Below are 15,188 nucleotides of genomic sequence, written 5' to 3'. Positions count from 1 at the left end.
TTCCCAAATCAACTTGTACATGTTTCCCTTTATTTGTCACACACATATTCTATTTTGACCAAGACTATATTGTAAATGAGGTGATAACATGCCCATTACGAATCGATTTTCTACCACCACTAACGGCGCACTCGCTATTACAGGAAACACTTTAGGCTTAAGTAAAATTAGTAACCAAAACCGTGCTGGTACAATCGGGGCAATTGGTGCATTCGTAACTACGAATACTGCTTTACAAGTAACTACTTTTCCTGCAGGTACAACGTTAAACTATACACAAAATAGTTCTACTGCTATTTTAAATATCCCTGCTGGTAGTACTATTCTTTACGCAGAACTTGTTTGGGGTGGAAACTATTTATCTCGTGATCAAAACATTACGAGTGTATTAGGAAACCCCGTTTCTTTCACAACACCTGTGTCAACATACTCGATTACCCCTTCAGCTGTTACAGCTTCAAATCAAACTTTTGTTTCTGGATCTGTCACATTTGGATTTTATACACGCTCAGCAGATGTAACAACTCTTATTCAAGCTGGAGGTTCTGGTTCTTATACTACGGGAGCTGTCCCTGGACTTGTAGATCCTATAGATGCTTCTAATGGAACAATTAATTCGGCTGGATGGACGCTTATCGTCGCTTACCAAAACGGGACATTACCCGCAAGAAACTTAACAATTTACGTAGCTGGTAACCGTGTTTCTGCAGAAACTGGTAGTGCCGATGTATCTGTCTCAGGGTTTTTAACACCTGCTGGAGGGCCTGTAAGCGGGAGATTATTTTTAAGCTCTACTGAAGGAGATGCTGATTTAACCGGGGATCAAGCTTTATTTGGACCAAATTTCAGTTCATTAAATGCTTTGTCTGGGCCAAACAATGCTGTAAATAATTTCTTTGGTTCTCAAATTAATAATGCTGCAGGGAACTTAGATACAACTGGGACATTTGGAACGCGAAACCAAAGTGCCTCTTCAAGCACCAACATCTCTGCTGGTAGGCAAGGCTGGGACATTACTTCCATTGATATTTCTCCTTATTTAACAAACTCCCAAGTTTCCGCTGCAATCCGTTTAACAACTAACGGTGACGCATATATGCTAAATACAGTCGGCTTACAAATCAATATAAATTCACCTAATATACAAGCAACTAAAAGCGTGAATAAAAGTGTTGCTGCAATTGGAGATATTCTCACTTATACAGTTACTGTTCCTAACACCGGTCTTCTTCCTGCAAATAACGTTACTTTTACAGACATTCTTCCTAATGGCACTTCCTTTATACCTGGCAGCGTAACGATAGATAACGTACCACAAACAAATGCAAATCCGTCCGCCGGTATATCTCTTGGGACAATTAATAATAGCTCTTCTCGTACAGTAACTTTCCAAGCGACTGTCGTTTCTCTTCCAAGTCAAAACCCTATCGCTAACACTGCTAATATTACCTTTCAATATACACCAATTGCTGGAGGAACAACTTTTAGCGGTATTGCAACAAGCAACTCTGCTGGTACACAAATTAACCTAGCAGATATTAATGGAACAAAATCCATTAACAAACTATTTACCGATATTGGTGAAACATTAACTTACAGTATTTCCTTAGCTAATATAGGAAATATCGCTGCAACGAACGTTATATATACGGATCCAATTCCTAGCGGGACTACTTTTACCCCTAATAGTGTAACTGTTAACGGAGTGACTCAAGCTGGCGCAAATCCCGCTACTGGTATATCAATTGGATCTATTGCTGCAAATTCTACTGCTACTATTTCATTTCAAGTATTCGTTCCTTCTATCCCGCAAACAAATCCAATATTAAATAGTGGTACAACAACATATCAATACATTCCTGTACCAAATCAACCGGCAGTAAGTGGGACTGATACGACAAATATTGTCTCCACTCAAGTGAATAATGCTACTGTAACAATGACGAAAGCAGTAGATAAAAACTATGCAGATATTGGCGATACACTAACTTACACTGTTGCCCTTACATGTACAGGGAATACGAATGCGAACAATGTTATTTTTACAGATGCCATTCCTACAGGAACAACTTTTGTCCTAAACAGTTTAACAATAGATGGCACGACACAAGTTGGCGCAAATCCGGCTAATGGTGTGAATATAGGATCTATCCCAACTGGCACGACCAAAAATGTTTCATTTCAAGTAGTAGTAAATACAATTCCTCCATCAAATGTCGTATCTAATGGATCAAGCGCTTCTTATCAGTACACCGTCAATCCTAGTCAATCACCCGTTACAAAAAACATTTCTTCTAATCTCGTTTCTACTCAAATTAACAATGCAAATTTAACATTAACAAAGTCTACAAATAAACAATTTGCTACTATTGGAGATACAATAAGTTATACTATCCTTATTACAAACAGTGGAAATACAGCCGCAACTAACGTACAGCTAACAGATCCACTTCCAAATGGTACGATATTAACACCAGGTTCTGTAACACTCAATGGCGTTTTACAAAATGTAGATTCTCTCGTTGGTTTACCTATCGGTACAATTCCTAGCGGAGCTACTTTTACCCTTTCTTTCCAAGTAACAGTCATCAATATTACTGCACAAAATCCTATCGTTAATAACGCTTTCGCTTCTTATATTTATACTGTAAATCCAAGTCTGCCACCAACTTCAAAAGCAGCAAATTCTAATTCTGTTTCATCAACAATTAGACTAGCAAATGTTCAAGCTATTAAATCTGTAGATCAAACGTTTGCAGAAGTTGGAGATGTATTAACTTACACCTTTGCTCTTACAAACGACGGAAACGTTGCGGCGAACAATGTATTACTATCCGATTCCATTGCGAATGGTACTTCCTTTGTACCAGACAGTGTTATGATTAACGGTGTTACTCAGCCGGGCGTTACACCAGCTAGCATCAATATCGGTAGTATCAATGCTAGTACTACAATTACAGCTTCATTCCAAGTATTAATAACTAGCATTCCAAACCCTAATCCTATTTCGAATAGCGCTTCCGTTTCCTATAATTTTATCGTTGATCCAAATGCTTCCCCTGTAAGTACAAACACAACTTCCACCACTACATTTACACAAGTTAATGATGCAAATGTCATTTCGGCAAAAACAGTGGACCGAGCATTCGCTACCACTGGGGATATATTAACTTATACCGTTATTTTAACGAATGCAGGAAGCGTTTCTGCTGACAGTCCAACTTTCGTAGATACTAATCCAGATGGTACTACCTTTATCCAAAACACTTTCCTTATTAACGATGTGCTCCAAAATAACGCCGATCCAAATATCGGTGTTCCGTTACCTTCCATTCCTGCTAACGGCTCACTTACCGTCTCTTATCAAGTAACTGTCACCTCTTTACCAGTACAAAATCCAACGATAAATTCATCTAGTACACAGTATAGCTTTATTCTAAATCCAGGCGATCCACCAACTATAGAAACATCTTTAAGTAATACTGTAAGTACACAAATTAATTTAGCAAATGTTGGTATTGTCAAAGAGGTAGATTTAACTATCGCCGATGTCGGGCTACCAATCACATATACTATTTCTTTAGCTAACCTTGGCAATACTCCAGCAAATAATGTTGTTGTTACTGATATACTTCCTACCGGTACAACTCTCGTACCAAATAGTATTTTTATAGGTGGTGCTTTACAGCTAGGTGCGGATCCAAGTGTTGGTCTTCAAGTCGGTACAATTCCTGCTGGTGGCTTTACAACGATTATTTTTCAAATAAGTGCAAATGGGCTACCTTCACCAAATCCAGTTCAAAACAGCGCTGCACTTCAATATAGCTTTATCGCTGATCCAAATTTACCTGCTGTTGTTAAAAACGCTACTAGCAATATAGTAACTACACAAATTAATACTGCTAATGTTGTTGCTACGAAACTAACCAGTACAAACTTCGCAGATGTTGATGATGTCATATTATACGCAACCATTTTAACAAATAATGGAAACATTCCTACTTCTAATGTAACGTTTACAGATATCATTCCAGCGGGTACCACCTTCCTCCCTAATAGTGTAATGATTAACGGTGTCCCTATCGCCAATGCAAATCCTGCTAATGGCATTTTTATAGGTACGATCGGAGCAAATTCATCACGTACCGTTTCATTCGAAGTTTTTGTACCAACTATTCCTGCAGTAAATCCGATTACAAATCAATCAGGCACTACCTTCCAATACACGTACGACCCATCAAAACCAGCTGTAATGCAGATGGTTGCTTCTAACACTGTACAAACAACTATTAATAACGCCTCGATTGCTGCTACAAAGTCTGCAGATAAACAGTTTGCTAACGTAAATGATATTATTACGTACACGACTACTTTAACGAATACTGGGAACACACTTGCATCAAACGTGATATTTACAGATGTAATTCCAAACGGGACATCGTTTATTCCTAATAGTGTAACAGTAAATGGAAACATAATTCCTAATGTAAATCCAGCAAGCGGAATTGCAATTGATCCAATAAATCCGAATGCAAATACGACCATCTCGTTCCAAGTGCAAGTAAATTCCATCCCAAATCCGAATCCAATCCCGAATCAAAGTAATACAACGTATCAATATATCGTAAATCCTAACTTACCTCCAACATCCGCCAATGCACTAAGCAACTTAATAACAACTCAAATTAACAATGCTACTATTGTCGCTACGAAGTCAGTAAATACGCCGACAGCTGCAATTGGAGATATCGTTACCTATACGATTGCAGTTACAAACACAGGAAATATCCCTGCTAGTGCAACTGTTTTAACAGATGGACTTGGACCAGGCGCGTCCTTCATCCCGGATTCAGTTACGATAAATAACGTTTCCCAACCTGGATTAGACCCTTCACTAGGAATTCAGTTAAACGATATTTCACCAGCAGATACTATATTCATTACATTCCAAGTAAAAATACTCGCAATTCCTCCTAGTGGTACTTTAACAAATAACGCCCTTGTAAATTATGAATATACAGTTAATCCAAACCAGTCACCTGCTATTGGTAGCACTGTAACAAACACGACCGCTACCCCAATTGTTGACGCTACTTTAGTTTTAAATAAAAATGCGAGTACAACTTTCGCTACGATTGGTGATACAATTACATTCACTTCATCTGTTACAAACACAGGAAATACTACTGCTAACAACATTGTATTTACCGATACGATCCCAAATGGTACTGCCTTTATCCCAAATAGCTTTAAGATAAATGGTGTGACCGTCCCGAATGCAAATCCACAAAACGGTATCAATATTGGTAATATGAATTCAAATGCATCGGTTGCACTTAGTTTTCAAGTAAACATTACAACGCTTCCAAACCCTAATCCAATTCCTAACAAATCATCGATTCAATATAGTTTTATTGTAGATATAAATGAACCGCCTGTTTCACGAACAGTTCAATCCAATAAAACTTTTACACAAGTAAATACTGCTTCCGTTATCGCAACAAAAACTGCAAGCAGTACATTTGCTGCTGTTGGAGATACCATTACGTATACAACCACCCTTACCAATAGCGGAAATACTACTGCAAACACACCTGTTTTTATCGATATATTACCAACTGAACTTTCATTCGTTCCTGATAGCGTACAAATTAACACCATCCCACAACTCGGTTTTAGGCCAGATAACGGGGTTCCTTTAGACCCAATTCCAGTTGGAGGAACAACAACCATTAGCTTTCAAGCTATCGTTGGCTCAATACCAGCTACAAATCCAACATTGAACCAATCTAGCACAACATACTCTATCATTGTTGATCCTACTCAGCCGCCTGTTACAGAAACGGCTACTAGTAATCCGGTCTTAGTTCAAATAAATGAAGCAATCATTCAAGCAACTAAAAGTGTGAATCGACTATTTTCTGACGTCGCACCTGGAAATTCATTTTTAACGTATACAGTTTTATTAGAAAATATCGGAAACACGACTGCTACTAATATCATTTTTACAGATCCAATTCCGAATAATACAGTATTTATAGAAGATAGCGTTCGAGTAGGGGGAGTTTTATTACCTGGAGTAAATCCAGCGAATGGGATACCAATTGGGGATATTATTGCAGAGGATTTTATAAACGTCACCTTCCGTGTGCAAGTAGTTAGCATTCCGAATCCAATTTTCACAATCGGACCAGGCGGACCAAACTCACCTGTTGTAAACGGTGCTTCTATTAATTATCAATTTATGATAGGACCGAATTTACCACTTGTTTCACGAAATACAACCTCCAACTCTGTTTCTACACAAATAAATTCCGGGGAAATTGCACTAGTTAAATCCACGGATAAAAATTATACAACGATCGGCGATACAATTTCTTATACAATCACATTAAGTAACCCTGGAAATGTAACTTCACAAAATATAATTTTCACAGATATTTTACCTGACGGAACGACATTTATTTCCGGGACTCTAACAAACGATTCTGGTACACAACAAATTGGAAATCCAGCTAGCGGGATACAGATTGGAAATATAAACCCAAGCGGAACGGCCGTTATTACTCTCAACGTACTTGTTACAAACATTCCAAGTATAAATCCAATCCCTAATTCTAGTTCTGTACAATTTCAGCATATTGTCGATCCAAGTCAACCCGCTATAACACAAACCGTTTCATCTAATACCGTGACTACGACAATAAATAGCGCAATATTAACTACAACAAAAATTGCTGATAAATCTATCATTTCTGTTGGAGATACGATTACGTATACAACTACTATTACAAATACAGGAAATACATCAGCAACTAATATCACATTTACGAGCGCTATTCCAGCTAGCACTACATTTATACCAAATTCAGTCACAATAAATGGAGTTCAGCAGTCTGGTGCGCAGCCAGCACTTGGAGTAAATATACCAAATATCGCACCTGGTGAAATAATAACTGTTACTTTCCAAGTAAATGTTATTTCTATTTCCCCTTCAAATTCGATTATGGGTAATGACACAATTTTATATTCTTATACTGTTGATCCAAACGGAACTCCTGTTACAACTTCTACTTCAACTAATATCGTTACAAATCCTGTACTAGATGCTATGATAACGATGGTAAAATCAGTCGATCAAACGCTTGTAACACTAGGTGATACCATTACCTATACGACGAGTGTGACGAATAACGGGAATACAAATGCAACGAATATTACTTTCACTGATCTTATACCAGATGGTACAACGTTTATTACTGATAGCGTTACAATAGATGGCATCACACAAATCGGACTCAATCCTAATACAGGTATAACAATTGGATCAATTGCTCCTAACAGCTCAATATCTATAGCATTCCAAGTTATCGCTACTGCTACCCCTGTTCAAAATCCTATTGCCAATTCAGCTGCTGCTTCTTACACATTTATCACGGATCCAAATGCACCGATTGTTTCAAGAAATGTTACTTCAAACACAGTGTTTACTACAATTAATACAGCTACCATTCTTTCATCGAAACAAGTTGATAAAGCATTTAGCAGCATCGGAGACACACTCACTTATACTGTCACTTTAACAAACAACGGAAATTCCTCCGCACAAAATGTTATATTCACAGATACCGTGCCAAGCGGAACTACATTTATTACAAATACATTTTCTATTAATGGAATTCCTCAAAGTGGTGCGGATCCTGCAAACGGTGTAAATATCGGCCCTATAACAGCTGGGACTACAGTAAATGTTTCATTCCAAGTAAACGTGACCTCATTACCAACTGAAAACCCAATTGTAAATTTCTCATCAACATCGTATCAATTAGTCTCACCACCTGATGCAGAAACTTCAATTAGTAATCCTGTTTCAACTCAAATTAGAGAAGCAATATTATCTATGACGAAAAATGAAAGTGTATCCTATGCAGATATTGGGCAAACGGCTTTTTACACTACCTCTATTTCGAATGTAGGGAATACCGATGCAACTAATATTGTATTCACAGATGTATTACCAAGTGGACTCACATTTGTTCCTAACACATTAACTGTCGATGGCGTTTTACAACCTAATGCGAATCCAAATACAGGTGTATTACTTGCAGCACTTCCACCAAATGAAATATACAGTATCGTCTTTCAAGTTACAGTGAACAGCATTCCAACTAGTAATCCAGTACCAAATATAGCATCAACGACATATGAATTTACTGTTGATCCAACTAATCCGCCGTTATCGAATACAGCCAGCTCCAACACTACACTTCTTCAAATAAATAACGCAAATATTATTAGCACAAAAACAGCAGATCTTACTTTTGCCGATGTTGGTAATACAATAACATTTACACTTAACCTTCCTAATACAGGGAATGTGGCTGCAACTGATGTAACTATTATCGATATTCTTGATAGCAATTTAAGTTTCGTTCCGAATAGTTTCACAGTTAATGGGCAAACCATCCAAAATGCCGATTTATCTACCGGTGTAAATATTGGGTCAATTACTGATGGTAATACGGCAATCGTCACATTCCAAGCAACTGTTACTACACTTCCAACACTTAATCCAATTTCTAATTCTGCTTCTACCACATACCATTATGTCGTTGATCCTAGCCAGCCACCTATTACAGCTTCCAATCAATCTAATACAACGACAATACAAATTAATAGCGCTATCCTTACTGCACAAAAGAATTCAAATGTGTCAACGGTAGATATCGGGCAGGATATTGTATACACCGTTACTATTACAAATAGCGGAAATGTTAGTGCAACGAATGTTATTTTTACCGACATTATTCCAGACGGAACTTCCTTTGAACCGAATAGTTTTACACTTAACGGAACTATTATCCAAAATGCAAATATTATTACAGGCGTCCCAATTGGTGATATTGCGCCAAACCAATCTGCCATCGTAGAATTTCATATTACTTCAAATGAAATCCCGCCTATAAATCCAATTACCAATCAAGCTAGCGTTAGTTTTCAACATATCGTTAATCCTGCTAATCCTCCCGTTTCAAAAAACATTGCTTCTAATAGCGTTTCAACACAAATTGAAAGTGCTATTTTAACTACTCTTAAAATAGGAGATAAAGCTTTTGCAACGATTGGTGATACAATTACGTATACAACGACTATTATGAATACAGGAAATATCCCAGCTAATAACGTTGTTTTCTCAGACCCTATACCATCGTGGACACAATTTGTTGCAGGATCAGTCATTGTTGATGGCACTTCATTGCCATCCGCTTCTATCATTGACGGTGTTGGCATAAATACGATAAATCCAAATCAAATCGTAACAATCGTATTCCAAGTTCAAATTGTAAGCAACCCAACAACATTCACACCTGAACTCCAAAACTTAGGATTTGTTAACTTCCAATATAACGTAGGAAATGCATTACAAGCTCAGCCTGGCAATGTGGAAACGAATGTGTTTGTTACTTCTATTAATTCAGCGATACTTTCGGCCGTAAAAACTGCTAATACAGCCTTTGCAAATATCGGAGACACCATCACTTATACAGTTTTGATTCAAAATAGTGGAAATACAAACGCTACGAATCTAAATTTCTCAGACCTGATTCCATCAGGAACGACCTTTATTGAAAATAGTTTTGCTGTAAATGGAAGTACCATTCCAGGGGCAAATCCAAATAACGGAGTTAATATCGGAACCGTTAGCGCGAACAGTTCCTTAACTGTTACTTTCCAAGTCATAGTTGCATCTACTCCACCTTCAAATCCAATTACAAACGTTGCATCTATTCAATTCACATTCATTGTTGATCCGACTGCTCCTCCTGTTACAAGCACAATAAATTCTAATGGCGCTTCAACACAAATTAATAACGCTACCGTTACTACTGTTTTAGAAGCAAATCGATCAATCGTATCCATCGGAGATATAATTACGTATACAGCAACATTAACAAATACCGGAAACTTACCTACAAATTCTGTATTGCTCATAAACGGAGTTCCTGTAGGTGCAGTATTCGTTCCAAATAGCGTTACGTTAAATGGAATTTCACTTCCAGATGCAAGTCCAACTCTCGGTATTCCAGTTGGCATTATCGCACCAGGTGATTTTGCTACTATTACGTTCCAATTTCTTGCAAGTTCTATTCCACCGCAAGGGGCGATTATAAATCAAGCCATTACAAGTTACACGTTTATTGTCGATCCAAGTCAACCTCCAGTTACCGCAACATCCTCATCTAATACGGTTAATACAGCTGTCGTTGATGCATCGTTATCCGTAATTAAAAATACAGATTCTCTCGTACAATCTACTAACGGTACAATCACTTACACCGTAGTCGTTCAAAATAACGGAAATACAACTGCAAATACAGTTACTTTAACAGATTTGGTCCCAGAAGGAACTGCATTTATTCCTAATAGCGTGACCATTAATACCGTTTCAGTTCCAGGTGCCGATCCAAACGTAGGGATACCATTAAACGCCATCGCGCCGTCAGAAATTGTCACCGTCACATTCCAAGTTATCGTTCAATCCATTCCAAGCGTGAATCCAATTTCTAATACAGCCCGTATTGACTATACTTTTATCACCGATCCAACTGCTCCTATCATCTCTCGTACAATTACTTCTAATCCAGCATCCACACAAATTTCAGATGCGACTATCATTTCTTTAAAAGCAGTCAATGCACAACAAGCAACAAATGGCGATATTTTGACCTACACGATAACATTAGAAAATAACGGAAATATCTCAGCAACTAATCTCTCATTTTTAGATTCTACTCAAAATGGGACTACATTCGTAGAAAATAGTTTTACTCTTAACGGAACAACTATACTTGGTGCCAATCCAAATGTAGGTGTTACTTTGCCTAACCTGGCCGCAAACGCTACTCACCTTATTTCGTTCCAAATTCTTATTAACAATCCATTCTCGCAAGAATCGATTATAAATCAATCCAATACAACATATACAATTCAACCAGACCCAGGGCAACCGCCTATTACTGAAACCTCTACAAGTAATATCGTCATTACAAATTTCGTGCAAGCACAATTGACAATTACAAAAACCTCCAACCCAATAAATGTAGATATTGGAGGAACTATACTTTATATTTCTGAAGTAAAAAATATAGGAAATGTTGACGCAATAAATATTATTTTCACAGATTCTATTCCACCTGGGACTACATTGGTTCCAGATAGTGTCACAATTAACGGTGTCTTGCAGCCAGGTGTAAATCCAGAAAACGGAATACCGATTGGAACGATTCCATCAAACGGTTCCAAAACGATACTATTCCAAGTGCAAACAAACAATCCACCTACTGAAACCGAAATTATAAATCAATCTTCTGTAACTTACCAATATGTAAGTAGTCCTACAGCTCCACCAGTGAATAGCTCTGCAAATTCTAATATTGTTACAACATCGATTCAAAATGCAAATATTATTTCTGTTAAAGCGGCGGATGTAACTTTTGTATCCATTGGGCAAATTATTACCTACACAAATACACTACAAAATATAGGAACCGTTCCAGCTAACAATACTATGTTCATTGATAACATTCCAGAAGGTACTATATTCATTGAAGATAGCTTATCAATAAATAATGTGATTCAGCCTGGCGCGAATCCTGAAAACGGAGTAACTCTCGGCACGATACAACCAAATACAACAGTCACTATTTCATTCCAAGTACAACTTACAAGTATACCTTCCGGCAATACCGTCATTAATATTTCAGACACTTCGTATGAATACCAAATTGACCCTAGCTCTCCTATTATTCAGCGCCAGTCATTATCAAATGCAGTAAACACTGAAGTAAGAACGGCAAATGTTAGTGCAATTAAATCTGCTAATAGATCTATTACACGCATCGGTCAAATTATCACATATACAGTCGCAGTTACGAACTCTGGTACAATACCTATTACAAATACCCTCCTAATTGACGCAATTGCAGCTGGGACTACATTCGTTCCAAATAGCATCCTTGTAGATGGCATACCAAGACCTGACGAAAATCCAATTACCGGTATCAATCTTGATATAATTCTTCCAAATCATACGATTATTGTTACGTTCCAAGTAAATGTAGTCTCTATACCTTCTCAAAATAATATTAATAATATCGCTGTCATTCACTATGAGTATCAACCGGAACCAAGCGTACCACCAATTTCAGAAACGACCTCTTCCAATAGTACAAATATACAATTTATTGATGCTATTCTTATCGCAACAAAATCCCCTAATAAAGTATTAGCTAATATCGATGAAACCATTGAATATACAGTATTAATTCAAAATAACGGATCTACTACAACTAACTCCATCTTTTTTACAGATACTATAGAGAGTGGAACAGTATTTATTCCAGGAAGCGTAATAGTTAACAATACTGTACTTCCTGCAGCAAATCCTAATATTGGCTTTTCCATTCCTAATATTGCATCAGGTCAAACGACTACAATAACATTCCAAGTTTCTGTTACGAATTTACCAACTGTAAATCCAACACCTAATACTGCAAACATCGTCTACGACTTTATTTTTAACCCTGACTTTGCACCAATTCAAAAATCTACTACTTCCAATACTACTTTCGTTCAAATTAATGATGCTGATATCGTTTCACTTAAAACTGTTGATTTCACCTCTGTGACAATTGGTGACATTTTAACTTATACAACAACTTTAACAAATACAGGGAATACGGATGCTACTGCTGTTGTATTTACAGACGATATTCCTGATGGAACAACCTTTATAGACGGTAGCGTTTTAGTAAATCATATTCCTCAGCTTAACGCCAATCCAAGTGCCGGTATACTTGTAGGAACGATTGTTCCTAACATTTCTATCCCAGTTACATTTTCTGTTACCGCCGTAGCTCTTCCAGCTAGCAGTCACATTCAAAATCAATCAACCTCTCGGTATACAATAAATGGGGAAGAACAAATATCGACTAGTAATATTACCTTCACTGAAGTGATTTTTGCTAATGTAATTGCGACAAAAACCACTCCTATCCAATACGCTGACTTACAAACTATCATCCCTTACACAATTTCCATCATAAATAACGGAAATATACAAGTGGAAAACATTATTGTCACAGATATCATTCCAGCAAATACGAGCTTTATAGAGAATAGTGTTATTGTGAATGGCAACGCTCGTCCAAATGACAACCCACTTAGCGGTATACAAATTGATAACATTCCACCTAATACGGCAGCAACCATTCTATTCCAAGTCCGAGTTACTTCGATTCCACAAACAAATCCAATTTCTAACACGAGTACAATTGAATATGAATACACTTTACCGAATCGACCACCTATTACCGAAACTATTATTTCATCAGCTGCCGTGACAGAAATTAATCACGCAAATTTAATTAGTAATAAAGCCGTTAACTTTGCATTCGCAACGGTCGGTGATACGTTAACGTATACGATTACACTAAATCAAACTGGTAATGTTTCAGCAAATGATGTAAACATTCAAGATATTATTCCTCAAGGTACTACGTTTATAGATAATAGTGTTATTGTAAACGGAGAAATGCTTCCGGGAGTTAATCCAGTAAGCGGTATACCAATTGGTACTATAATTGTTGGTGGAAATGCTATCGCTTCATTCCAAGTAACGGTGACTTCTATTCCAACGCCAAATGAACTCAACAACAAAGCAATTACGACTTTTAACTATATAGTCAACCCAAATAACTTACCCGTTACAAATACGACTACAACGAATACAGTCACAACAACCGTCCAAGATGATAATGTCATTGCTATGAAGTCTGCTGATGTCACGAATGCCTTACCCGGTCAAACTTTAACGTATACAATTACTATTACTAATAGTGGTAATGTTAATATTGAAGATATTCTTGCCATAGACATCGTACCAGTAGATACAACCTTCGTTACTGGCAGTGTTACGATTAACGGAATCAATCAGCCTAATGCAAATCCCGAAAACGGTATTACGTTAGGCAATCTTGCTCCTAATAAATCTGTTATTATTACGTTCCAAGTAACAATATCTGCTTCTACCCTTCAATCCGTAATAAATAACGATGCTTCTATTTCTTATGCTGTTACCATTGATCCAACCGAACCACCTATTACAATTACAAAGCAAACAAATACCGTTACAACAACAATCGTTGATCCAATGGTTCGCATTGAAAAAACAGCTGACAAATCTATCGTCGTTATAGGAGATAGTATTACATTCACATTAGAGATATTTAATCATTCCCCAATTCCTACAATAAGTACTTCCGTTTTAGATATAATTCCAGTTGGTACAATATTTATAGAAAACAGTGTTACGATTAACGGGAACCCGGTTCCAAATGTTCGTCCTGATATTGGTATTAACATTGGTGCTTTGCCTGCAAATGAAATGGCAACTATAACATTTAAAGTTCTCGTCACTTCTCTCCCTTCAAACAATACGATTATCAATTCCGCAACAGTTACAGCCGCTTTCCAATTGACACCACAGGATCCGATTATTACTTTCATTGTTAATTCGAATATTGTTCGTATACCAGTTCAGTTTATAACGGCAACCGTAATGAAAAATGCTTCCGTTAGCTCAGCTTATTTAAACCAATATTTTGACTATACGGTGCAGATTACGAACACTTCTGATATTTCACTTTCAAACGTTTCTTTACAAGATACCATTCCAGCAGGTTTACAATTTATGAACGGCACTGTCTTCATTAATGGGGAGCGCTCTCCATTAGCAAATCCGAATATCGGTTTTCTAATCGCTACTAATTTGGAACCAAATGAAACAATTTTTGTGTTATTCACAGTACAAGTGATAAATCAGCCTCTTGATAATGAATTTAAAAACACGGCAAATGTTTCATTACAGCTTCAAACTACCCCTACCGATCCACCAATCATAGTAACCATTATAAGTAATGAAAACATCGTCACCTTTATTCCAGAAAATCCAGATGAAATACTTCCAAATTTAAATTGCTTCTTTGACGGTGAACGCTTTATACGAATTACTCCTCGGAATATACGAAATTACTTTTGGAGTTGGATTTGGTGGAATTAATTTAAACAAAAAAAGAGATTGTAGTTTGATTGAAACAAAACTACAATCTCTTTTTCATTCCACAGAC

1 protein-coding gene is annotated in these 15,188 nt (G+C 37.1%); it reads left to right on the top strand.

The genetic code is table 11. From position 1 onward, the window contains the following. Nucleotides 1-88 precede the first annotated feature (88 nt). The gene (locus tag MR065_RS15090; protein ID WP_242214212.1) at nucleotides 89-15,121 is read left to right on the top strand and encodes a DUF11 domain-containing protein; all 15,033 of its coding nucleotides are present in this window, start codon (nucleotides 89-91) and stop codon (nucleotides 15,119-15,121) included. The last annotated feature ends 67 nt before the right edge of the window (nucleotides 15,122-15,188 follow it).

The sequence above is a fragment of the Bacillus cereus group sp. BfR-BA-01383 genome, assembly GCF_022663495.1.
GTDB classification, from domain to species: Bacteria; Bacillota; Bacilli; order Bacillales; family Bacillaceae_G; genus Bacillus_A; species Bacillus_A cereus_AU.
This window is presented reverse-complemented; position numbering and strand designations above follow the sequence as displayed.